This window comes from Chryseobacterium sp. HMWF035 (assembly GCF_003094695.1).
GTDB classification, from domain to species: Bacteria; Bacteroidota; Bacteroidia; order Flavobacteriales; family Weeksellaceae; genus Chryseobacterium; species Chryseobacterium gambrini.
Window position 1 is genome coordinate 1 of record NZ_QEHP01000019.1, and the last position, 24,346, is coordinate 24,346.

Annotated in this window: 22 protein-coding genes; 11 read left to right on the plus strand and 11 right to left on the minus strand. The window is 37.1% G+C overall.

Translation table 11 applies throughout. From position 1 onward, the window contains the following. The first annotated feature begins 106 nt into the window (after window positions 1-106). The 9 genes from glgB to apaG all read left to right on the plus strand — a co-directional run bounded on the left by glgB (window position 107) and on the right by apaG (window position 11,840). Window positions 107-2,056, plus strand: a complete 1,950-nt coding sequence (gene glgB / locus DD829_RS03360) for a 1,4-alpha-glucan branching protein GlgB (RefSeq protein ID WP_185140300.1) — start codon at window positions 107-109, stop codon at window positions 2,054-2,056. Further along, window positions 2,056-2,610 (plus strand): hypothetical protein, encoded by a 555-nt coding sequence (locus DD829_RS03365; protein ID WP_116547525.1) that lies wholly within the window; start codon window positions 2,056-2,058, stop codon window positions 2,608-2,610. The genes glgB and DD829_RS03365 overlap by 1 nt, the downstream gene beginning before the upstream one ends. 28 nt (window positions 2,611-2,638) lie before the next feature. After that, the gene (locus tag DD829_RS03370) at window positions 2,639-4,045 is read left to right on the plus strand and encodes a glycogen synthase (protein WP_108410498.1); all 1,407 of its coding nucleotides are present in this window, start codon (window positions 2,639-2,641) and stop codon (window positions 4,043-4,045) included. Between the two features lie 3 nt (window positions 4,046-4,048). Beyond that, the gene (locus DD829_RS03375; RefSeq protein ID WP_123906795.1) at window positions 4,049-4,582 is read left to right on the plus strand and encodes a hypothetical protein; all 534 of its coding nucleotides are present in this window, start codon (window positions 4,049-4,051) and stop codon (window positions 4,580-4,582) included. A 15-nt stretch (window positions 4,583-4,597) separates the two neighbouring features. Beyond that, window positions 4,598-5,866 (plus strand): glucose-1-phosphate adenylyltransferase, encoded by a 1,269-nt coding sequence (locus DD829_RS03380; protein WP_108410496.1) that lies wholly within the window; start codon window positions 4,598-4,600, stop codon window positions 5,864-5,866. A gap of 214 nt (window positions 5,867-6,080) precedes the next feature. Beyond that, entirely contained in the window at window positions 6,081-7,121 is a 1,041-nt protein-coding gene (locus tag DD829_RS03385; RefSeq protein WP_076390036.1) for an SRPBCC domain-containing protein, read from the plus strand. Window positions 7,122-7,245: 124 nt separating this feature from the next. Next, on the plus strand, window positions 7,246-10,062 hold the full coding sequence (locus tag DD829_RS03390) for a 2-oxoglutarate dehydrogenase E1 component (protein WP_108409173.1): 2,817 nt from the start codon (window positions 7,246-7,248) through the stop codon (window positions 10,060-10,062). A gap of 38 nt (window positions 10,063-10,100) precedes the next feature. Beyond that, window positions 10,101-11,369, plus strand: a complete 1,269-nt coding sequence (gene odhB, locus DD829_RS03395) for a 2-oxoglutarate dehydrogenase complex dihydrolipoyllysine-residue succinyltransferase (RefSeq protein ID WP_087710416.1) — start codon at window positions 10,101-10,103, stop codon at window positions 11,367-11,369. Between the two features lie 96 nt (window positions 11,370-11,465). Beyond that, the gene (gene apaG / locus DD829_RS03400) at window positions 11,466-11,840 is read left to right on the plus strand and encodes a Co2+/Mg2+ efflux protein ApaG (protein ID WP_228408115.1); all 375 of its coding nucleotides are present in this window, start codon (window positions 11,466-11,468) and stop codon (window positions 11,838-11,840) included. A 73-nt stretch (window positions 11,841-11,913) separates the two neighbouring features. Here apaG and DD829_RS03405 read toward each other — a convergent pair whose 3' ends face one another. The 3 genes from DD829_RS03405 to DD829_RS03415 are packed head-to-tail and all read right to left on the minus strand — an operon-like array spanning window position 11,914 to window position 14,371. Then, complete coding sequence (locus tag DD829_RS03405; RefSeq protein ID WP_108409175.1) at window positions 11,914-12,468, minus strand: 3'-5' exonuclease; 555 nt, start codon at window positions 12,466-12,468, stop codon at window positions 11,914-11,916. A 25-nt stretch (window positions 12,469-12,493) separates the two neighbouring features. Beyond that, complete coding sequence (locus tag DD829_RS03410) at window positions 12,494-13,480, minus strand: glycosyltransferase family 2 protein (RefSeq protein ID WP_108409176.1); 987 nt, start codon at window positions 13,478-13,480, stop codon at window positions 12,494-12,496. Window positions 13,481-13,486: 6 nt separating this feature from the next. Beyond that, window positions 13,487-14,371: a lysophospholipid acyltransferase family protein gene (locus tag DD829_RS03415; protein WP_108409177.1), complete on the minus strand. Its 885-nt coding sequence runs from the start codon at window positions 14,369-14,371 to the stop codon at window positions 13,487-13,489. Between the two features lie 79 nt (window positions 14,372-14,450). On the opposite strand from DD829_RS03415, the gene DD829_RS03420 reads away from it, so the two are divergent. Further along, window positions 14,451-15,026, plus strand: coding sequence for a thioredoxin family protein (locus DD829_RS03420; protein WP_076390043.1), 576 nt, complete (start codon window positions 14,451-14,453; stop codon window positions 15,024-15,026). 32 nt (window positions 15,027-15,058) lie between these two features. Here the strand turns inward: DD829_RS03420 and DD829_RS03425 are convergent, their stop codons facing one another. The 3 genes from DD829_RS03425 to DD829_RS03435 all read right to left on the minus strand — a co-directional run bounded on the left by DD829_RS03425 (window position 15,059) and on the right by DD829_RS03435 (window position 19,198). Then, window positions 15,059-16,621 carry a hypothetical protein gene (locus tag DD829_RS03425; protein ID WP_108409178.1) on the minus strand — a complete coding sequence of 521 codons (1,563 nt, stop codon included), beginning with the start codon at window positions 16,619-16,621 and terminating at the stop codon, window positions 15,059-15,061. Window positions 16,622-16,809: 188 nt separating this feature from the next. After that, on the minus strand, window positions 16,810-17,856 hold the full coding sequence (locus tag DD829_RS03430) for an HlyD family secretion protein (protein ID WP_108409184.1): 1,047 nt from the start codon (window positions 17,854-17,856) through the stop codon (window positions 16,810-16,812). 4 nt (window positions 17,857-17,860) lie between these two features. Next, window positions 17,861-19,198 carry a TolC family protein gene (locus DD829_RS03435; protein WP_228408116.1) on the minus strand — a complete coding sequence of 446 codons (1,338 nt, stop codon included), beginning with the start codon at window positions 19,196-19,198 and terminating at the stop codon, window positions 17,861-17,863. 137 nt (window positions 19,199-19,335) lie between these two features. On the opposite strand from DD829_RS03435, the gene DD829_RS03440 reads away from it, so the two are divergent. Beyond that, window positions 19,336-20,139 carry a helix-turn-helix domain-containing protein gene (locus tag DD829_RS03440; protein WP_108409179.1) on the plus strand — a complete coding sequence of 268 codons (804 nt, stop codon included), beginning with the start codon at window positions 19,336-19,338 and terminating at the stop codon, window positions 20,137-20,139. Between the two features lie 466 nt (window positions 20,140-20,605). On the opposite strand, the gene rplI is transcribed toward DD829_RS03440, so the two are convergent. The 5 genes from rplI to DD829_RS03465 all read right to left on the minus strand — a co-directional run bounded on the left by rplI (window position 20,606) and on the right by DD829_RS03465 (window position 24,119). Then, window positions 20,606-21,115 (minus strand): 50S ribosomal protein L9, encoded by a 510-nt coding sequence (gene rplI, locus DD829_RS03445; RefSeq protein ID WP_108409180.1) that lies wholly within the window; start codon window positions 21,113-21,115, stop codon window positions 20,606-20,608. Window positions 21,116-21,249: 134 nt separating this feature from the next. Beyond that, complete coding sequence (gene rpsR, locus DD829_RS03450; RefSeq protein WP_002979091.1) at window positions 21,250-21,552, minus strand: 30S ribosomal protein S18; 303 nt, start codon at window positions 21,550-21,552, stop codon at window positions 21,250-21,252. Window positions 21,553-21,583: 31 nt separating this feature from the next. Beyond that, on the minus strand, window positions 21,584-21,925 hold the full coding sequence (gene rpsF / locus DD829_RS03455) for a 30S ribosomal protein S6 (RefSeq protein WP_066434819.1): 342 nt from the start codon (window positions 21,923-21,925) through the stop codon (window positions 21,584-21,586). Between the two features lie 171 nt (window positions 21,926-22,096). After that, entirely contained in the window at window positions 22,097-23,455 is a 1,359-nt protein-coding gene (locus tag DD829_RS03460; RefSeq protein WP_108409181.1) for a chloride channel protein, read from the minus strand. 40 nt (window positions 23,456-23,495) lie between these two features. Then, window positions 23,496-24,119: a hypothetical protein gene (locus DD829_RS03465; protein WP_108409182.1), complete on the minus strand. Its 624-nt coding sequence runs from the start codon at window positions 24,117-24,119 to the stop codon at window positions 23,496-23,498. Between the last annotated feature and the right edge of the window lie 227 nt (window positions 24,120-24,346).

Sequence of the window (24,346 nt, forward strand, 5' to 3'; positions counted from 1 at the left end):
GTACTGCAAAGAGTTTAACATAATAATTTATTCAAAATTTATTAATGATTATTGCAGATATTTTTTGTAGTTTCAAGAAAAATATAAAAATTAAATCAAAACCGTGATGAATTCGGTTAAAACATATACTCTTTTTACGGATCAGGATGTTTATCTTTTTAAAGAAGGTAAGCATTACAAGCTGTACGATAAATTCGGCGCACATTCCGCTGAAAAAGATGGAGTAAAAGGAGTTTATTTCTCAGTCTGGGCTCCCAATGCCAAGAAAGTTTCGGTAATCGGGAATTTCAACAACTGGAACCATAAAGACCACATCCTGTTTCCGAGATGGGACGAATCCGGAATCTGGGAAGGCTTCATTGCAGGTTTAACGTGGGGAACTTTGTATAAATATGCTATAGAAACGCCTCGCGGAGAAATTTTAGAAAAAAGTGATCCTTACGCTCTAAGCTGGGAACAGAATCTTCAGGCTGCCTCATTGGTTTCCACCACATGGTACGAATGGAAAGATAAAGACTGGCTGGAAAACCGCTGGGAAAAAAATACGTTAAATGCTCCTTTGTCGGTTTATGAGCTCCATTTGGGATCATGGGTAAGAGAAGGAGACGATCCGAAAAAGTTTCTGAATTACCGCGATATCGGGAAAAAACTCGTTCCTTATATTAAAGAAATGGGCTTTACCCACGTAGAATTTATGCCGGTGATGGAATATCCTTACGATCCGAGTTGGGGATATCAGATTACAGGTTTTTACGCAGCGACTTCACGTTTCGGTTCGCCACAGGATTTAATGTCTTTGATTGATGAGCTTCACCAAAACGGAATCGGTGTGATTTTAGACTGGGTTCCTTCACATTTTCCGGGTGATGCAAACGGTTTGCACAGATTTGACGGTTCTTACCTGTACGAACATGAAGATCCCAGAAAAGGCTTTCATCCTGACTGGAAATCATACATTTTCAACTACGGAAGAAGTGAAGTGAAATCTTTTCTGATTTCCAATGCGATGTTCTGGCTGGAACGGTATCATGCAGACGGATTGCGTGTAGATGCGGTAACTTCCATGCTTCACCTCGACTATTCTCGAAATGAAGGAGAATGGGAACCGAACATTTACGGAGGAAATGTAAATCTCGAAGCAAAAGCTTTTTTGCAGGATTTTAATACGGCTGTTTATAAAGAGTTCGGAGACAATATCATTACCATTGCAGAAGAAAGTTCAGATTTTCCTATGCTTACAAAGCCTGTTCATGACGGAGGAGTGGGTTTCGGAATGAAATGGATGATGGGATGGATGCACGATACGCTGGATTATTTTAAAGAAGAACATGAAAACAGAAAGTTTCATCACCATAAATTAACTTTCGCTTCCATGTATATGTATAATGAAAATTACATGATGCCTTTGTCGCATGACGAAGTGGTACACGGAAAAGCAAGTCTGATCTATAAAATGAAAGGCGATGAATGGCAGAAATTTGCCAATCTTCGCGCTTTGTATGTATATATGTTTACGCATCCCGGAGCAAAACTGCTTTTTATGGGCGATGAATTCGGGCAGACCAGTGAATGGAATTTTAAGCAGAGTCTGGATTGGCATTTGCTGGAATATCCTGTTCATAAAGGTTTGCAGACATTAGTGAAAGATCTTAATCACCTTTACAGATATGAAACGGCTTTCTATGAAAATCAGTTCAGCAGGGAAGGCTTTGAATGGGTGGAAGCAGATGATTTGGAAAATTCTGTATATGTCTATTTGAGGAAAGGAAAGAAAAAAGATGATGTTTTTATGGTGATTCTCAATCTGAAGCCTGAAGTTCTGGATTATAAAATTGGGGTGAATGCAGCGAGTCATTGGGAGATTATTTTCAATTCTGATGATGAACGGTATTCGGGAAGCGGTTATAAACCTGAAATTTTCAGTGAACAGTATGAGGAATACAAGAATCACCAGAAATCCATCAGCGTAAGTCTGCCGCCGCTTTCAGGAATTATTTTGAAAAGAAAAGACAAAAAGTACAATAAGCATAACAGAATCAAACAACATAAAAAGTAATGATTCAGTTATTAGAAATTTTAGGAAAAGACTATAAAAGTCTTAAGGATGTCATTATAAGGACGGATTTCGACAGTGAAACTCTGGAGTCGTTTTCGAAAGCCGGAATTAATGCTCCTGTAAGCGATGGAAAATTCAATGGAGATTTATATTTTTTTACTTTTAAAATTGAAAAATATAAAATAGAGTTTCTAAGAAATAAGATTTGTCAGATTGATTTCATTGAAGATAAAAATAAAACTCTGGAAATCATAGATTATCTTAGAACAGTAAAGGATTTTGAGTTTAAGTTTATCAGCAAACAGCAGGTTGAAGAAACGGAATGGGAAATAATGGAAGACAATACAGAAGAGGAGAGTTTCACGGAATTCAAAAGAAAGCGTTTTGAATTTGATCCTTCTTCCCAATTTGATGCGAATAATATAGATAAATACAGCTTTATGGCTTTTCGGTCAGATGATGTAAACATTATAATCAAAGAAGAGTTTACAGAAAACAGATCTTTTTTTGTATTTGAGATTTATAAATCCCCGAATATCGAAGATTTTAATTAAGATATAAATAATAAACGAGAGAGAAAAAATGATCATTTATCATCTAAGTACGGAATGTTATCCGGTGGCAAAAGTAGGCGGTTTGGCAGATGTGGTGGGAGCTTTACCAAAATATCAGAATAAAATTAAAGATATTGATGCGAAGGTGGTTATGCCTTGGTACAACAAATCTTTCGTGCATGATCATGAGTTTGACATAGTTTTTGATGGCTTCATTCACCAGGGTCCAAGTATGCTTCAGGTACAGGTTTTAAAGGAAAAAACCAATGCTTTGGGCTTTGAGCTTTTTATGGTAAGAATTCCGGGGCTTTTGGATCGAGATAATCCTTACGGATATTCGGATGAAAGTTTTCAGTTTTTAGCTTTTCAGCACGGAGCGCTTCATTGGCTGAGTGCGATGGGTATTCGACCGGATGTTTTGCATTGTCATGATTATCACACAGGGTTAGTTCCTTTCATGATTGAGCATTGTCCTGAATTTTCATTCTTAAAAGGCATAAAAACCATAGGAACAATCCACAATGGTGAATATCAGGGAATGATGAGCTGGGAAATGGCGAATTATATGCCGTCATTCGATCAGTATAAATGGGGATTGCTGGACTGGAACGGAGTCATCAATCCTTTGGCAAGTATGATTAAATGTGCCAATGCTTTTACAACGGTTTCACAGGGGTATCTTGAAGAACTTTTTGTAAGTTTCAGAGGTCTGGAAAGCCTTGTTCGTGATGAATTCGGGAAAGCCTACGGAATCATTAACGGAATTGACACGGAAGTCTGGAATCCGGAAACCGATCCGATGCTGGATTTTAATTTTAATGTTAAAAATGCCATTGCCCAGAAGAAAAAGAATAAAGAAAGACTTTGTAAAGAATACGGCTTGAAGCCGGAACTTCCGTTGTTTGCCTTCATCGGAAGATTTGCCACAGAGAAAGGAGCAGATTTTCTTCCCGATGTGGTCTGGAAAAGCATTAAGCAGAGTTATGGTGCTTTAAATATCATGATTCTGGGATCCGGAAATTCTTATATTGAAAATAAACTGAAAGAGTACGATTACGTTTACAGCAATTTCGCTCTGGATCTTGGATATAAGGAACATCTTTCCCATAAAATATACGCTTCAGCGGACTTTTTGCTCATGCCGTCGAGAGTGGAACCATGCGGTCTTAACCAGATGTATTCCATGAGATACGGAACCGTTCCGATTGTGCGGTATACAGGAGGATTAAGAGACACGGTGGAAGATGTTTCCACAGGTGGAGCGGGAATTAATTTTACGTTTCCGGGAGTAGACGATATTATCCATGCAATGAACAGAGCCTTATTGGTTTACAATAAAAAAGGTGAAATGGAAAATTTAATCCTTGCTAATATGAATTTTGACTTTGCATGGGAAAAATCAGCCGAAAAATACATAGCTTTATATAAGAATTAAATCGTGAAAAAGCTGTATTTTCTATTTTTATTAATGATCGTTTTTTCCTGTCATCAAAAAGAGGAAACGATGATCCATAAAGACGGATACTATTGGTTTTTAACTTATGGACTTCCAGATTTTCAGAGAGAAGAAATCGAAAAAGTAGTTAACAAAAAATGGAAAATAAAAACAGTAAGAGTTGCAGGATGTGAAGTTACCCAAGAATTGATGGACAGTGTAAGATCTGAAAATAAAAAAACAAATCTAGCTCTTCAAAAAAGATATGGCAAGAACTGGAAAGATTTATATGATAAGGATATTCAAGATTATACGATGAAACAAGTGGACATCATGGATGTTTTAATCACCAATAAAGTATTCAGAAAAGAACTGGCTAAGCATAAGATTGAAATTGATGATCTGGATAAAGATGCTGAAGAGTTGGGCAGACCGGAATTTTATAAAGTAAATATTAACAAAATATATCCTGAAGAAGGGATTGCATTTACAGTAAATGTAGATTTAAAAAACAGAACAGTAAACCTAATAAAATAAAACGCAAGATAAACTATGAATCGCAATGTAATTTCCATTGTTTTAGGAGGAGGTAGAGGAACCAGATTGTTCCCACTTACGTATTCAAGATCCAAACCGGCTGTACCCATCGCGGGAAAATACAGATTGGTGGATATTCCTATTTCCAACTGTTTAAATTCAGGATTAAATAAAATTCTGGTTCTAACGCAGTTCAATTCAGCTTCATTAAATTCCCATATCAAAAATTCTTATCATTTTGATATTTTCAGCAAAGGTTTTGTAGATATTTTGGCTGCGGAACAGAACGTTGAAAACGACAGTTGGTATCAGGGAACCGCAGATGCAGTTCGCCAGTCGATGAAGCACCTTGAAAAGTATGATTATGATTATATCCTGATTCTTTCAGGAGACCAGTTGTACCAGATGGATTTTAGGGAAATGCTGAATTTTCATATTGAAAAAGGCGGCGATGTAACCATTGCCACCATTCCGGTGAATGCAAAAGACGCTACAGGTTTCGGAATTTTAAGTTCCGATGACGAAGGCAATATCACTTCGTTTGTGGAAAAACCGGGGTATGATCTTTTAGAAGGATTAAAATCTGAAGTTTCGGAAGAAAATAAACACGCCGGAAAAGAATATCTGGCTTCCATGGGAATTTATATCTTCACGAAAAGCATTTTGAAAAAGATGTTTGATGAAGGAGCAGGAGATGATTTCGGAAAGGATATCATTCCGAATTCCATCGGAAAATACACAACATTAAGCTATCAGTATGAAGGGTACTGGACGGATATCGGAACCATTGAATCCTTCTACGAAGCCAATCTCGATCTTTGTCAGGATTTTCCTAAGTTCAATTTATTTTCCTCTTCGCCTGTCTTTACACGCGCAAGAATGCTTCCGCCATCAAAAGTAAACGGTTCTTATGTAAGCAAAGCTGTTTTTGGCGACGGATGCATCATTCTGGCAGATAAAATTGAAAATTCTGTCATCGGAAACAGAACCAGAATAGACAAAGGAAGTACGATTGTAAATTCTTATGTGATGGGAGCCGATTTTTATCAGGATACCACAGAAATTGTGAAGAATGACAGAAACGGACAGCCGAACATGGGAATCGGGAAGTATTGCTATATTGAGAAAGCCATTTTGGATAAAAACTGCTACATCGGCGATAATGTGAGAATTATTGGTGGAAAACATATTCAGGACGGAGATTACGGAACACATTCTGTACAGGACGGAATTATCGTGGTGAAAAAAGGAGCGGTTATCAAGCCGGGAACTCATATTGGTTAAAAGACTGGATGTTTGAAGCTGGAAGAGGGAAAATATTGAAGTTTAACTTAAATTAATTTTAATGATAAATATGGTTTTTGGTGAAGATAATTTTCAAAACTAAACCATCATAACTAAACTTCCGACATCACTTCCTCTATCTTCCATCCCAAAATAATTAAAACAGAGTGATCAGTATATTGGTCACTCTTGTTATTTTCTATATTTTTGTACAATGCGTTTTTTTAAAATCATAGCGGTAATTATTGTCTTGCTGATCGGAGCTTATTCGGCTTCGATGTATTATTTTGTGGATGAAAGCAAAGATTTCAAAATAGAAAAGGAGATCGATTATCCTTTGGAAAAAGTCTTTTTACAGTTCAATAACCTGCAGCATTTTACGCGATGGAATAATTTCTTTACAAGTTCTCAGTCTATTGATATCGATTATTATACGCCGTATGAAGGACAGGGAAGTTCCATCAGCTATGTAGATCCTAAGAACGATACGGATGGCGAAATGTTTATCCGTTACGAAAACCCGAATAAATCTCTAAGATATCAGCTTTTTGAAGAAAAAAATGAAAGCCCGACTGTTGTCGACGTTAAATTTAAAGCGGTGTCCGCTGAAAAAACCAAAATTACATGGGTTGTTCATACCCCGAAACTTTCTGTTTTAAGAAGAGTTGAAAATTTCTGGACCGAAGACCGTTTTGCCGAAAACATCAATAAAAGTATGGCAAATCTTAAAAATGTTTTAGGAAATAAAGTGGAAAAAGACAATCAGATGGCTTCAATAAAATACGACAGTCTGATGGTTGAAAATGAAGAAGAAAAATTATTGCTGGGAATAAACGTAAGTACTTCCAACAAAAAAGATGCCCTTTACAAAAATATTGTGATGAATTATAACAAAATTTATAATTACACCACGATGGATCTGGGCAAAAAAGATGATGAATTCGGTTTCCCGATGCTCATTACAGACGCAGATAATTACAAAGACAAAGAAGTATCCTATTTTCTGGGGATTCCTCTGTCTAAAAAGTTTGGGGTTACAGATAATAACTTCAGTTTCAGAACCATTAATCCAACCCAGAACTATGTGATGTATTACAAAGGAAACTATGCAGGAAGAGTAAAGGCTATACAACAATTAATCCAGAAAGCCAAGAAAGACGAGATGCGTTTTAATGATATTCGTCAGACTTTTCTCGAACGCCCGACGGAAGATCAGGATGTCAATATGAAACTCTCATTATCAGTATTTAAGTAAATTCTGCAGATTTATTTCTTTTATAGTTTTTTTAATACTTTAAAGGCTGTTCAGAATCGGTTTTTTTTATTAAATTTGAAGCTTAATTCTACAAACAAATTTTAATAACAGATAAACTGTAATAATGGACAGATTTTCATTCCTAAACGCAGCTCATTCTCAGTTAATTGAGGATTTATACCAACAGTACTTAAAATATCCGGATTCTTTGGAACCATCTTGGAAAGCCTTCTTTCAGGGCTTCGATTTTGCTTTGGAGAACTACGGAGACGATGATAACGTTCAATATATTCAGGCTCCGGCAGCTTCAGCTCCTGTTGTAGTACAGCAGGCAACTCAGGCGGCATCAAACGGTGAAGTTCCTGAGCACATCAAAAAAGAATTCAAGGTTGTAAACCTTATTGAGGCGTACAGGACGAGAGGACATTTGTTTACCAAAACAAACCCGGTAAGAGAAAGAAGACATTATACGCCGACTTTGGACATCGAAAATTTCGGTCTGGATAAGTCAGATTTAAACACAAAATTCAACTGTGCGGTTGAAACAGGAATGAAAGGTCCTGCAACACTACAGGATCTCATCACCCACTTAGAAAACATTTACTGTGATTCTATCGGTGTAGAATATATGCACATCAACAATGTTGAAGAAAAAGATTTCATCAAGCAGTGGCTTCAGGTAAATGAAAACCACCCGAATCTTTCAGCCAACGAAAAAACGGAGATTTTATTAAAATTAAATCAGGCGGTAGCGTTTGAAAATTACCTTCACACCAAATTTGTAGGGCAGAAAAGATTCTCATTGGAAGGTGGTGAAACTTTAATTCCTGCTTTGGATCAGTTGATCTCAAGATCTTCTCAGTTGGGCGTAGATGAAGTGGTTTTAGGAATGGCGCACAGAGGAAGATTAAATGTTTTAACCAATATTTTCGGTAAATCTTACAAGCAGATTTTCTCAGAATTTGAAGGAAAAGAATTTGAAGAAGATGTATTCTCAGGAGACGTAAAATACCACTTAGGTTCATCCAAAAAAATCAAAACAGCTTCAGGAGAAGAAGTTTCTATTAATCTAACACCGAACCCGTCTCACCTTGAAACGGTTGCAGCCCTTGTAGAAGGAATCTGCCGTGCAAAAGTGGACGATAAATACAAAGATTATTCTAAAGTTTTACCAATCATTATTCATGGTGACGGAGCGATTGCGGGGCAAGGTATTGCTTACGAAGTTGCGCAGATGATGACTTTAGAAGGTTATAAAACAGGAGGGACGGTTCATATCGTGGTAAACAACCAGGTTTCGTTTACAACAAATTATATGGATGCGAGATCTTCTACATACTGTACAGACGTTGCTAAAGTTACAGAATCTCCTGTAATGCATGTGAATGCAGATGATGCAGAAGCGGTGGTTCATGCGATCCATTTTGCGGCTGATTTCAGAGCGAAGTTTGGAAAAGACGTGTATATCGATTTGTTAGGATACAGAAAATATGGTCATAACGAAGGGGATGAACCAAGATTTACACAGCCTAATTTATACAAAACAATTTCCAAGCACCCGAATCCGAGAGAAATTTATAAAGATAAATTACTGAAAGACAACGTAACATCCAATGATGTGATCGCTAAAATGGAAACAGAATTCAAAGCACTTTTAGATAAAGATTTTGATGCTTCCAAAGAAATTGAAAAGAACGTAATGGATGTTTTCATGGCAGATGACTGGACGAATTATCCGATTGGGAAAAGAGGAGCAGTTCAGGAGCCTGTTGATACAAAATATGACCTTGAAAAGCTGAAAGAACTGGCTGTTAAAATGTCTACACTTCCGGCAGATAAAAAGTTCTTAAATAAAATTACAAGACTTTTCGAAAACAGATTAAAAGCGATTGAAGGGAACTCTTTAGACTGGGCTCTTGGAGAATGGCTGGCTTATGCAACGCTTCTTGTTGAAGGCCACAATGTAAGAATTTCCGGTGAAGATGTGGAAAGAGGAACATTCTCTCACAGACACGCAGTTGTAAAAACAGAAGATACCGAAGAAGAATATATCCCGTTAAGACAGGTTTCTGAAAGCAGATTTGATGTATTCAACTCTCACCTTTCCGAGTACGGAGTTCTTGGTTTTGATTACGGTTATGCCATGGCTTCTCCTAATACTTTAACGATTTGGGAAGCGCAGTTCGGAGATTTCGTGAACGGTGCGCAGATTATCGTAGACCAGTATCTTGCAGCCGCAGAAGAAAAATGGAAAATTCAGGACGGTTTGGTGATGTTATTGCCTCACGGTTCAGAAGGACAGGGAGCAGAACACTCTTCGGCAAGACTGGAAAGATTTTTAACCCTTTGTGCAAACGAAAACATGGTGGTTGCAAACATTACTTCCCCTGCTAACTACTTCCACCTGTTAAGAAGACAGTTGAAATGGGCATTCAGAAAGCCATTAATTGTAATGAGCCCTAAATCATTGTTAAGACATCCGAAAGTGGTTTCTCCGCTTGAAGATTTCGCTAACGGAGGTTTCCAGCCGGTTTTAGACGATCCTTCTGCAGATCCTAAAAAAGTAGAAAAATTAGTACTTTGTTCAGGTAAATTATACTTCGAATTATTAGCTAAAAAAGAAGAATTAAACGCTGAAAATATTGCACTGGTAAGATTCGAGCAGTTATATCCGCTTCAGACAGATGCTATCGAAGCAATCTTCGAAAAATATTCAAACAGAAAAGAATTGGTTTGGGCTCAGGAAGAACCGGAAAATATGGGAGCATGGTCTTATATCCTAAGAAACTTCAGAGAAACAGGAATCAACGTTATTGCTCCGGTTCCAAGTGGTGCTCCGGCTCCGGGAAGTCACAAAATGTTTGAGAAAAATCAGAATGCAGTAATCAACAGAGTATTCGACAGAAACGATGCTCCGGTAAAAAGACCTGTAACCGCTTAATTAAAAATAATAATCAATAAAAAAATAAAAAATACGATATGTCAGTTTTAGAAATGAAAGTTCCTTCACCGGGCGAATCAATTACAGAAGTTGAAATCGCAACTTGGCTTGTAAAAGATGGTGATTATGTAGAAAAAGATCAACCCATCGCTGAAGTAGATTCAGATAAAGCTACTCTTGAATTGCCTGCTGAACAAAGTGGTGTAATCACTCTGAAAGCTGAAGAAGGTGACGTTGTACAAGTAGGACAGGTGGTTTGTTTAATCGATATGGATGCTGCAAAACCTTCAGGAAGCGCTGCTCCTGCTGCTGAAGCTCCAAAACAGGAAGAGGCTCCTAAAGCGGCTGAACCTGCTAAACAGGAAGCTCCAGCTCCACAACCTGCTGCTCAGCCTGTAGCTGCTGCTACGCAGACTTACGCAACAGGTGCTCCTTCTCCTGCTGCTAAAAAAATTCTTGACGAAAAAGGAATGGATGCTTCACAGGTTTCAGGAAGCGGAAGAGACGGAAGAATTACTAAATCAGACGCTGAACTGGCTGCAGTTCCTGCATTGGGAGGAAACCCTGTTACCGCTACAGGTTCCAGATCTACAACTACGACTAAACTTTCAGTTCTTAGAAGAAAAATCGCTCAGAGATTAGTTTCTGTGAAGAATGAAACGGCAATGTTAACAACTTTCAATGAAGTTGACATGTCTGAAATCTTCAGATTAAGAAAATTATATAAAGAAGAATTTGCTCAGAGACACGGAGTAGGACTTGGTTTCATGTCTTTCTTTACAAAAGCGGTAACAAGAGCTTTACAGATGTATCCTGATGTAAACGCATCTATCGACGGAGATTTCAAAGTAAACTATGATTTCTGCGATATTTCAATTGCGGTTTCAGGTCCGAAAGGATTAATGGTTCCTGTATTGAGAAATGCTGAAAATATGTCTTTTGCAAGTGTTGAAGCCAACATCAAAGATTTAGCAACCAAAGTAAGAGACGGAAAAATCACTGTTGATGAAATGACAGGCGGAACGTTCACCATTACAAACGGTGGAACTTTCGGATCTATGATGTCTACACCTATCATTAACCCTCCTCAATCTGCAATCTTAGGGATGCACAACATTATCCAGAGACCGGTTGCGGTTGACGGACAGGTGGTAATTCGTCCGATGATGTACGTTGCGATGTCTTATGACCACAGAATTATCGACGGAAAAGAGTCTGTAGGATTCTTAGTTGCAGTAAAAGAAGCAATCGACAATCCGGTTGGTATCTTAATGAACGGAGACGAAAGAAAAGGTCTTGGATTATAATTATTGATAAAAATTATAGTATAAATACAAATCTCGCCTCAAAAAGGCGAGATTTTTGTATCTCTTGTAATAAATACTAAGATGATGTTTTCTAAAATGACCTCCAATATCAAAGTTTCAGTAATACCTGAATATGATAGCAAAAACAGTTATCCGTCCGAAAACAGACACGTTTTTAAATACAACATCGTTATTGAAAACGAAGGAAGTTTTCCGATAAAAATTCTTAAAAGAAAATGGCTGATCTTCGACGTAGGCTTCGGATATACAGAGATCATCGGGGATGGCGTAATCGGCTTGACTCCTGAGATTCCTACAGGCGAAAATTTCGCTTATTTCTCCAATGTGATGCTTCGTTCCGGAGTGGGAAATATGAGCGGAAAATACCTTGTAAAAAATGTGGAAACGCAGGAAAGCTTTGAAATTGATATTCCTAAATTCAATCTTTTATCAGAAGTTTTAAGCAATTAAAATTCCAAAATCTGGAAATTAAATTCTGCATTCTGGAATTTGGCTGTTTTAATTCGAAAGAATAGCAAAAAGATTAAAGTTTTTTTATTTTTAATTTCATCAGATCATTCACCTCTTCATTGCTTGTGAGAAACAGTTTTTCAAAAGCCAGTAAAGATATTTTAGCACAAACCTCTGCATCGTCACCCGCTCTGTGATGGTTAAAACTGATCTGGTGGTATTCAGCAAGATGTTTTAATCCATATCTCGGAAGATAATTCCATGATTTTTTAGCTAACTGAATACTGCACAGGTAGTTGAGTTTTGGAGTGAACATTCCATAATGATTCAGGCATCCGCGAAGAACACCTGCGTCAAACGCTGCGTTATGGGCAATCATTAACGTTCCATACATCATTTCCTCCACTTCATACCAGATTTCGTCAAAAGTAGGAGCATCTTTCACATCATCCGGAAGAATACCGTGAACATCCACATTAAAAGGACTGAAATAAGGAAAACTAGGTGGTTTGATGAGCCATGTTTTGGTCTCAATTATTTTTGAATCCTGCACAACACAGATTCCAAGCTCACACGCGGAATTTCGCTCGTGAGTTGCCGTTTCAAAATCTATTGCGCAGAAATCCATAAATAAAGTTTATAGTTTTAAGGGTTTAAATTTTCTTTTTACCGCCTAAAAAGTGTTTGAAAACAAGCCATTTGGCTTGGTAATAATCTGTTTTCTGATGTTTGTGACGGCGTTTTAAAGTGCCGGGAATCTGTGCGTAAAATCCGAAATGTCCTCTTAAAACTGCCCAAAAATGGGAAATTCCATTTTTATAGGCAAAATAAAATGAGCCAGCTCCGTCAAGGCACAATCTGAAAAAAATCAGCCAGATTAATTTTGGAAAAGGCAGATTCTTTAATAACATCGAAAAATTATTTCGAATGTTTAAATAGGTTTTCTGTGCACTTTGCTTGTTTAAAGTTCCTCCGCCAACATGATATACTTTTGATTTTCCGATATAAAAAATTTTCTTTCCCGAATTAATCAGTCTCCAGCAAAGATCAATTTCTTCCTGATGTGCAAAAAACCGTTCATCAAAACCTTTCTGCTCCCAAAAATCTTTGCTTCGAATAAATAAACAGCATCCTGAAGCCCAGAAAATTTCCGTTTCATCATCATACTGCCCTTTATCTTCTTCCAGATCATCAAAAACTCTTCCTCTGCAATACGGATAACCTAAATTATCGATTAATCCGCCTCCTGCACCCGCAAATTCGAAGTAGTTTTTATTTTTGTAGGAAAGGATTTTTGGCTGAACCGCGGCAATGGAAGAATCTTTTTCAAAGAGTTCCAAAACAGGATCGATCCAGTTTTCGGTAACCTCCACATCGGAATTCAGAAGACAGTACAATTCATTTTTAATTTCTTTTAAACCTTCATTGTAGCCTCCTGCAAAGCCGTAATTTTTATTGTTTTCAATAATCTGTACCGAAGGAAAATTCTTTTGAAGAAAATCGACAGAATCATCGGTGGAAAGATTATCAACTACATAAATATCAGCATTTTGAGAAAACTGAACCACATTGGGAAGAAATTTTTCCAGCCAGCTTTTTCCGTTCCAGTTTAAAATAACGACTGCTAATTTTTTCGACATGAGAAATTAAATTTTTTCTGAATCAAAAGTTTTTATAGAATCCTGATATTTCCATTTTCTGTGCGACCAAAGATAGTTATCGGGTCTTTTATTCAACGTGTTTTCCAATAGTCTATGGAATTTTTTCACCACTTCATTTTCCACAAATTTTTCTCCGTCCGGATAAATTCTGTGATAATTAACCTGATAATAACCGCGTTTTACCTTCTTCATTTCACAGTAAATGAACGCCAGATCCATTCTTGTTGCCAGTTTATCATACCCGATAAAAACCGGAGTTCTCTGGTTTAAAAATTCTAAACCGTAATTAACGTGGGAAAAGTGGGGAGTCTGGTCTGCCACAAACATATAAGCAGAACTGCCTTTGCTTTTGGATCTGAAAATGTGCATGATTACTTCATTCGCTTCCAGTGCTTCATTCCCGAATTTATTACGGACTTTTTTCATCTGGTTTTCCCAGAAATCACTGTTCACTTTTCTGTAAACAGGATGGCAGTGATCCTGCGGAATTACTTTTGCCAGTGCATTGATCCATTCCCAGTTGAAAACATGTCCCGCAAGCATAATCACATTTTTTCCTTCCGCTTTTGCCTCATGAAAAACTTCCTGATTGATGTGCTGCATTCTTACCCGAGATTCTGTTTCGGAAATACTGAAAGATTTTACCGTTTCTACAAGATAATCGGAAAAGTTGAGATAGAATTTCTTCCGGATCTCTGCAATTTCTTCATCCGTTTTTTTTGGAAAAGAATTCTTCAGGTTTTGGGTAATTACATTTTTTCTGTAGCCGACGATATAATGATTCAGAAAGAAAATAATGTCTGAAAATACATACAAAACTTTCAGGGGAAGTTTGGAGATCAGGTATAATATTTTGATAAGGAAATTCATAAAACATGCAAATTTACGTATAATAAAATTATGGTTCTATTTTTGCTTACAAATAGTATTATTTTTTTATTTTTAACGTATGAAAAAATTATCATTAATAGCATTTATGGGGTTAAGCTCTATCGCTTTCTCCCAGAATACCAATACCATAAGACAGGAAGACAAAAGCAAAGAAGAAAAGGCGTTATTGGTAAAGACAGATCATGCCGAACTGGATGCCAAGAAAAAAGCGGCAGAAGAGAAGGCAAAGCTTCCAAAACCTTATGATCCGAAAGCGGATGCAGAAAAAGATATACAGAATCTTATTGCAAAAGCGAAAAAGGAGAAGAAAAACATCATGATTCAGGCAGGAGGAAACTGGTGCATCTGGTGTTTAAGATTCAATCAGTATGTACAGACCACTCCGGAACTGAAAAAACTAGTGGACGATAATTATGTATATTACCACCTGAATTATTCTCCGGAAAACAAAAACGAAAAGATATTTGCGAAATACGGCGATCCGGGAACGAAATTCGGATATCCGGTTTTCATCGTTCTGGATCAGAATGGTAAAATGATCCACGTTCAGCAAAGCGACGTTTTAGAGGAAGGAAAAGGATACAGCCTTGAAAAAGTAAAAGAGTTTTTCAACGTCTGGTCTCCAAAATCATAATCATAACCGGGAATTTCTCCCGGTTTTTTTATTTAAATAATATTCCTTACCACAATTTTCACCGGATGATACAGTAAAATAATTACTGCGGTAATTAAAGCCAGCCAGAACAATCCTGTAAAAATCTCCATATTGGAAAGCAGAATTGCCTGTGAATTTATTTTTGACTTAAAGATTCCGGCAGTGACAGACAAAGAGTCATTTACCGGAAGTTTCGAAATGGTATTTCCAAAAATCTGGCTCCATTGCGACGCGAAAATCGGGTTTGTGCTTACAAATTCCGAGCTTAAAGAATCGGAATGTTTTAGCGTTAAAAAAAGCATCAGATTCTGCATCAACGCATAGCCGATTGCCGTTGTCCAGAATCTTGTGGCAGTTCCTACTGCGGTCGCATTGGAAACGTACTGTTCCGGCATTCCTGCGATTAAAAAGAACACAAGCGGAGTAAAAAGCAAGCCTTGTCCGACTCCCTGAAGAAACAAGGGCGGACAAATCGTCTGAAGCGTTGTATCCGGATAAAAAGTGTAGGTAAACCATGCGCTGTCTATGGCTAAAATTAAAAATCCGGTAAAAAATACAAGCCTTGAAGAAGCACCTTTCGTGATGCACAATGCGGACAGAAAAACGCCCAGAAGACTTCCTGCAACGTTCCAGTACTGAACTTCCACAATATAATCCCACTGCCATTTCCAGACAACAGCCATCACGCTGTATACATTGTTGATGGAAGCTCTGAGAATATAAAAGATAAAGAAAAGAATAACGCCTACAATTACATTTTTTGAGCTGAAAACTTCAAAATGAAAAAACGAGCGCGGCTGATTTCTCTGTTTCAGCATGAATAATCCTCCAAAAATCAGGAACAGTAAAAAACAGAATACAATACGATCAGATTCAAACCACATCAGTCTTTTTCCATAGATCAGCGCGTAACCTCCTGCCTGAAGACATCCCCAAAGCAAAAACCAGCTTGTAATATCAAGTTGATACAAAGGTTTTTTCGGGAAAAATCTGTTCTTATTGAAAATAGCAAAAGCCATTACCAGAACGAAAACGTGAAAATAGACCATCATGAGAATCATGTGGCGGAAATCGTAGTTTTCTATGCTTGATTTCAGCAGGGAAGTGGTCAATGTTCCGCCCGTAAGAATAATGGTGTACATAAAAAGGTAGGCAATTTCTTTGGCGTGTTTTGTCTTTAATTCAGCCACAATAAGCGGGAGAAATATAGCGCCTTCCAGAACTCCGAAAATTCCTTCCAGAAAACGGATGACAAGAATTATATGATAATCATGCGTAACAGAAAGTCCGTAAAGAATGAGAATGGAAGCGGAAGACATCAGCAAAGTATAATATTTTACGCTGAAATATGCCATAAAACGCTGTATCACCAAAAGCGTGACCACAAATGTTCCGTACATCAGGATCATTAAATATTGTATATCATCGGAATCTGCATCCATGAAAGAAGCCGTAAAAGCACTGTTGGAATGCAGAAGCGACAGCAGCATCAGATGCGGAAAAAGCGCGAGAATAAGAAGCGGAAGTTTCAGCCACTGCGGAACCCATCGATGATAAACTGAATTGTGATGCATGATTAATTGAATAAAAAAAATAAAAAATTGCGAAAAGACAGAAAATTGTAAAAAAAAGGTAAGATGGCAAAATTGTATTCTGCCTTTTCGCTAAAAATAATTGATTGGTTAATTAAAAATCCGAGAAAAATGAAAACACTAAAAAAAACTCAAACCCTCTCACTCTCTCACTCTCAAATATTCAAACTCTAAATCTTCCTCGCACTCACCAGAACGTTCATTCCGGAAAGCAATTTTTCATTGTTTTGATTTTTATCGAGAATGATTTTTACCGGAAATCGCTGCTCTATTTTTACAAAATTTCCTGTTGCATTATCCGGCTTTATCAAAGAAAACTGGGAGCCTGAAGCTGGAGAAACCGAAACGATTTTTCCTTTAAATTCCACATCAGGATACGCATCTGCGGTGATAGTGACTTCTTTTTCCTGATCGATTTGTCCCAACTGCGTTTCTTTATAATTGGCAATGATCCATTTTTCTTTGCTTACGATCTGAACCAAAGCCTGACCTTCTTTGATGAGCTGTCCTTCCTGAATGGTTTTCTTTCCTACCCAACCGTCGTAGGGCGCGGTAACAAAAGTATAAGAAAGAAAAAGCTTCGCATTGTTAAGATTGGCAGAACTTTGCTGTACCTGGCTTTTTACCGGAGCGATTTTCGTTTTTTGCTCACTAACGCCTGCTTTTACCGCGTTTTTTTGCTGTTCTAAAGCTGATAGACTCGCTTTTGCTTGTTCGTACAAAGCTTTTGCATTTTCAAACTGCTGATCGGTTGCAGCATCTTCATCCACTAAATTTTTATATCGTTTAAAATCCTGTTCGGTTTTCCAGATGTCGATTTTGGCGGAAGCAATTTTTGCATCAATAATTTTAGTGTCACTTTCTTTCGTATTCACTCCGCTTTCGATGGTATTGATATTATCTGAATTGGCATGGAGACCGGCTTCCGCTATTTTTACCTGATTGATAAATTCGCGGTTGTCGATGATAAGTAAAGTGTCGCCTTTATGCACAAACTGGTTTTCACTGAATTTTATTGTTTTTATAAACCCCGAAACTTTGCTGGAAACCGGTGTAATGTACTGTTCGATCTGCGCATCGTTGGTCGTTACATTTTTTCTCGAAAAAAGATAGAAGCTTAACATTCCTGTTATTCCGCTGATGATAAGAATCCACGCCAAAACGCTGATGATTTTATTGATTCTTTTTTCCTTTTGTGTTAATTGTCTCTTCGCCATAGTTTTATAAATTTCCAATCGTGTACTGGAGTTGGTAATATTTTAGTTGTCGGTTAATTTTTACGGAAATAAGGTTGGATTGCGCTTCCAGATAGGCATTGTCTGCATCAATGAGTTCGGTGATTAAACTTAGCTTATTCGCATATTTGGTCTTCACGATCCTGTAATTTTCTTTTGCCTGATTAATGGCTTCTTCTGCGATTTTTACCTTTTCTTCCGTTTCTTCGAATTTTTTGAAAGCTTCATACACTTCATGCCGGATATTTTCTTCATTTTCTTCGATCTGCAATTGGGCAAGAGTTATATTTTCTTTTGCTTCCTGCATTTTGTATTTGTTTTTATAAAGATTTTCGATGGGGTAGGTAAGATTGATACCGATCATTCCCAAACGGTACGCATAAGGTTCAGGCGGAAAAAACATCATGTTGGGATATTTTAAAAAGTATTCTCCGCCTGCGGTAATTTTCGGTAAATAATTCGCTTTGGTAATTTTCTGATCCAGTTCTTTCAGAGTGAGATTTTTATTGGCAATTTCTACCAATTCGTTTTTATATAAAGCGGTTTCCGTTAATTCATTGATGTAAGGGATTTCTGCGTTTTCAGAAATTAAATCTTCCGTTTCCACATGCATTTCCTGATTTTCCGGAAGGGAAAGCATCGTTTTCAGCTTGTGTTCTGAAATCTGAATATCATTATCCAGTTCTGTCCGGCTCATTTTATGGTTAGAGAGCTGTAAAGAGGTTCTCAGAACTTCGTTTACCGTAACCACACCGTTTGCTTTCAGAGCTTTTACCTGTTTGATGTTTACGGAATCTTCTTTCATTTTATCATTAATTAAACGCTGCTGTTCTTTTAAATGATGAATCTGGAGAAAAGCGGTCATAATTTCCATCTTTAACTGTCTTTCATTCAGATGGGTTTTAAGAGATGAAATTTCGGTATCAATGGCGGCTTTTTTTTCGGTATTTTTAATTTTTCCGCCCATATAAACAGGAATGGAAGCCGAAAGCGTAAAATCGTACATTCCATTGATGATATTGTATTTTGTGGCTTTTTCAAACACGCCGTCTTCATGCTGAAAAAGATTGGTTACCTGATTATAGCTTGTGTGAAATTCTACATCGGGAAGCTTTTCCATTTTCAGATCTTTCTCTCTGGTTTCGGACATTTCATCTTTTAAATGGCTGATTTTTATTTTTTTGTTTTGAATTAATCCGATCTCTATTGCTTTTTGCAGACTAAGGTGTTGATAATCGGTTATCTGTGCCTGTAATAAATTACTCACAAGTAATAGGCACAACGCAAACCACTGATATCTGTTTGCGTATGATATCATTTTCATAAATATAGTTAAGATTTTTTGCTGAATTGTTTTTGACTCTGCAAATTTACGCGGTGCAGCTTCCGACATGATTTGTGAAAACAGAAAAAGATTTGCTCATTTGCGCCATATTGAAATTTTCTCTTTACCTTTATTGAATGAACGAAAGTCATTTTAAAGCAGTAGAAGAAGCAGATTCGGAATTTTACGTTTATCATGTGCTTACCGGAAAGGTGAAAACCGAAATCCATTATCACAGTTCGGCTCAGTTGGTTTATGCAGAAGGCGGAATCGTGCATATTTTCACCGATCTGAAACACTGGTATTTACCGGCAAGATGTTTTATGTGGATTCCTGCCGGAACACCGCATTATATTTTCTCTACCAGTCCGAAAGTAGATCTGTATAATTTTTATTTTAAAAAAGAAGAGAATGAAAATGGCTTTTTTGATGAAATTAATATTTATTCGGTAAGTCATCTTCTTCGGGAGATGATTTTGTATACCAAAGACTGGGATGGGAAAATCACAAAGAATGATGGAGTAAAATATGATTTTCTTAAAGCATTAAAAGGAATTTTACCTGAAAAAAGGGATAAAAAACAGGCATTTCCGGTTCAGCATCCTTTTCCGAATGACGAAATGCTTCTGAAGGTGGCACAGTACATTCATGCGAATCTGGAAAAGCCTTTAAGCATAGAATCTACGGCAAAAGAATTCGGGATGAGTACAAGAACGCTTTCCCGAAAGTTTAAGGAAATTCTGGGCATGAATTACGTCCGTTTTTTACGTGCGCTGAGAATTACCCGTTCTCTGGAACTGATGCTGGAAGGGAAGTACAATATGTATGAGATCGCGATGATGGTGGGATACAATAGTTTGTCTTCTTTCAGTAATATTTTTAAGAAAGTGATCGGGGTTGCTCCGACGGATTATCTGCAGAAGCTGAAGGGAGAGGAGTGATTTTGGGTTGGAGAGTTTTTGGGTTATAGAGTTTTAGAGTTGTAGGGTTTGAGAGTTGGAGGGTTTTTGTGTTTTTTCTAAATACTAATGACATAAATTTTTTTCATGAAAACATTAATTAAATTTCTGCTTCATTCTTTATTTTCGGAGAAGTAAGTGCTGTGAAAACGTATCAGTATTTATTGATGAGGGGAATTTTAGCCCCGATTGTAATGAAAATCCTTTTTTGAAAAAAAAGATTGCAATGGAAAGCGGGAAATAGCTCCTGAAAAATATAGAGATGTTTTGTTTGAGGGTAGATTTCTCCTTCGTCGAAATGACAAATCTGCTGATGTAATGATAAATTGTTGTGAAAGATTGCTTCGTCGCTTTAGAACTGCGTTCGCAGACCCTCAGTCTGTTCGCAATGACACAAAAAAACCACTTCAGTTGAAGTGGTTTATATGTTGAGAAAATCTCGTCTTGATTAAGCTTCTTCAGAAGGTGCTTCTTCTTTTTTAGCAGGAGCTGCTTTTGGAGCTTCAACCGGAGCATCAGATACAACATCGAATTCGTAGTTGTACTCAACGTTTCTGTGAAGTCTAACAAGAGCTGAGAATTTACCTGTTCTCTTGATTGTGTTTCCAGGAATTTTGATGTATTTTTTGTCTACAGATACACCTGCTTTTCCTAGAGCTGCAGCTAAATCTGCATTGTTGATAGAACCGAATAATTTATCACCAGTACCTACTTTTGCAGGAATTGTGATAGAAGTTTTCTTTAATTGCTCTACTACAGCGTTTGCAGCAGCAACCAATTTAGCTTCTTCTTCTTTTCTAGCCTCCAAAGTAGCTTCTAAAGCTGCGATGTTTTTAGGAGTAGCTAATAAAGCATACCCTTGAGGAATTAAGAAGTTTCTTGCATAACCAGGCTTTACGCTTACTGTGTCGAATTCAAGACCTAAGTTTTCTACGTCTTTTTTTAGAATAATGTTCATTGTTGTTGTCCGTTTTAGAGTTTGGAGTTCCGGGGTTTATATTCCGGCTTACTCTTCACATCGTTAGAATTTATAAATTAATTCAGCAACAAAAAGCCAAAAGCGAGAAGCTAATGGCTAATTGCAATTTTTTTTTATTTCAATAAGTCAGCTACGTATGGTAGTAACGCCAAGTGTCTTGCTCTTTTGATTGCAGCAGAAACTTTTCTTTGGTATTTTAAAGAAGTTCCTGTGTATCTTCTTGGTAAGATTTTACCTTGCTCGTTTACGAACTGTAATAAGAAATCAGCATCTTTATAATCTACGTGCTTAATTCCGTATTTTTTGAATCTACAATATTTCTTTTCAGATTTTGTATTGATATCAAGCGGAGTAAGGAATTTTACTTCAGATTCTCCTCCAGCTGAGGCTTGTTTAGCCATTTCGTCTATTGCCATGTCTTGTCTTTTTAAAAAATAGGGTTAATAATTAAGCTTTAGCTGCTTTTACTTTTGCTCTTCTAGTTACAGCATAGTCAACAGCGTGTTTGTCTAGTTTTGTAGTAAGGTAACGGATTACTCTCTCGTCACGCTTGAATGCCAATTCTAAATCAGCAACTACAGAACCTTCACCTTTAAACTCGATTAAAGTGTAGAATCCGTTCTTTTTCAATTGGATCGGGTAAGCTAATTTTTTTAATCCCCAGTTTTCTTTAGCAACGATTTCGCAGTTCTTTTCTTTGATAAGATCTACATACTTGTTCACTGCTTCCTCCACCTGAGCTTCAGATAGAACGGGAGTTAAAATGAAAACAGTTTCGTAATTGTTCATAATGTTAAAAAATTTGTTAATTATTTCGAGGTGCAAAAGTAGAGAATATATTTGTAATATGCAATACGAAAGCGAATGTTTCTGAAAAATTATTGGTGGTGAATTGTTATCAGTTCACGGTTTTTGATTGTTGTTTTTTATAAATGAACTTTAAACCTCAAACCCTGAACTCTAAATACTATCGTCTTTTCTGATCTCCGTTAAAAAATTCACTTTTATGACATCGTATAAAGAATGTCGGCTTACCAAAATGGAGGCAATGGAAGACACCATTCCGGCTAACATAAGATGAAATATTAAAGAATGTCTGTCGGTCATTTCCAGAACAATGATTGCCGATGTAAAAGGCGCTCTTGTAATTCCGGTTAAAAAAGCAACCATTCCTGCCAAAACAACAACATTGGTTTCATTCGGGCTTAAATGAATAAATCCTGAAATTACAGAACCAATACTTGCTCCGGCTGTTAAAGCAGGGGCAAAAATTCCTCCTGCGCCGCCGGAAGTGAAGGAAAGGGCAGGACCCAACATTCTTAAAACCGGAACGTACCAGTCTTCATGTTTTTCTGAAGTAAAAAGAACGCGTTCCATGATTTCTTTTCCGGAGCCTAATATTTCTCTGTTGATGAAAAAGGCTATAGAAGCGATGATCAGAGCGCAGAAAATTAAAAATGCTACGTTCGCACGGTCTGTTTTAAGTTTTCTTTTCTTCCAGTCATTCATTTTAAGCATGATTACGGAGAGTTGACTGGCTAAAATTCCGGCAATTCCGCCCACTAAAATGATGGGAAACATGACCATTAAAGGAACGTCATTTGTTTTCGGATATCCCAAATACAGGTAAGAACCCGCCAAAGTCTGCGCCGTTAAACCCGCAATGATAACTGCGGTAAACAGAGCGGTTTTAAAATAATTGATATGGGTTTTGGAAAGTTCTTCCACGGCGAATACAATTCCGCCTAAAGGTGTATTGAAAGCCGCTGCAAGTCCCGCTGCAGCACCCGTCATGATCATATTTTTCTTGGAAATTTTCGGCCACCATTCCGGAAGATATTCGTTTACTTTTCTGAATACGGAACCCGCAATCTGAATCGTAGGACCTTCGCGACCGACTGCACCGCCTCCGATAACCAAAACCAAAGAGGAAAGGATTTTAAAAACAATAATTTTTAAACTTAATAAACTTCTGATTTTTCTGTGTTCTTTTGGATTGGCTAGTTCTACAGCTGCCATCACCTGCGGAATTCCGCTTCCTTTTGCATTCGGGGCAAATTCTTTTACGAGCCACCACGAGACAACAAAACCAATCGGAGCAATTATGAAGATCATCCACGAATGCCAATCCAGAATAAAATGCAGGAGATTTTCGCCCCATGCAAAAATCTTTGCATACATCACCGCTACAAATCCCGTAATCACAGAACCGATCCAGAAAGGAATTGCCTGAAGCAGATTGTACTTCAGTTGTTCATTTCTAATGTTATCGAAAGATTTTTTAAGAGATCTCCGGATGATGACTATTATTTTCAGCATTTAATTGTTGGTAGCAAGATTGATGATAAAAATAAGGAATTTATATTTCTTCTAAAAATTTTGCCACCCATAAAGCGTTTTGTACAGAAAGTTCTTTAGGCAAGGCGAAGCTTAATAAGTCGTTTTTAATTTCCAGCTTAAAATCTTCATCAGGAAATGATTTTAGAATTTCCTTTCTTCCTGAGTTTAAAAAGGATTGGGTTTTTAAAGGATCACTTCCCAAAACATAAAAATCTTTAAAATCACGGTCTTTAAAATTAACAGTAAAGCTACTGAATATTCCTGCGATTTTATCTGCCCATTTCTTTCTGCTGACTGAAATGAACCCAAAATCACTGCTTAATTTTTTCATTCCCCAGATTTGCAGACTGTCGTAAGAAGTTGTTGTGTACGCTCCTTTTACAGTTGTTCCAATTTTACTGACGATGAAAAGATAAAAAGAATTCTGCTTGTTTTCATCCGTAATGAAATAGCCTATTTTGGGAGTGAAAAGCGGTATTCCTTCACCGGAATTAAATTCATGAAAAGGGGAGGCTTTAATTTCAATAACGGCGATATCGTAGAGTTCAAAAAGTTTGTCATAAACCTCAAATATCAGATTTTCTTCTTCTTTTGAAAAATCGAAAAGTTTTTTAACGTTTAGTTTTCTAAAATCGAGTTCCATTTTTGAATTATTTATTGTATTTCTGATTAAACGGATTTTAAGTTTAATTCCGAAAGTCTATCCTGTATCTCATTTAATTTTTTATTGTATATATGAAGATTCAAGCAAATCTTATGACTATAAAATTACTGAATAAAACAAAAAACCTCCGAAAAAAATCGAAGGTTTTATATTGTAAAGATGTTTCGATAAGCTTAATATGACAATTACATCACTTATCATTCATC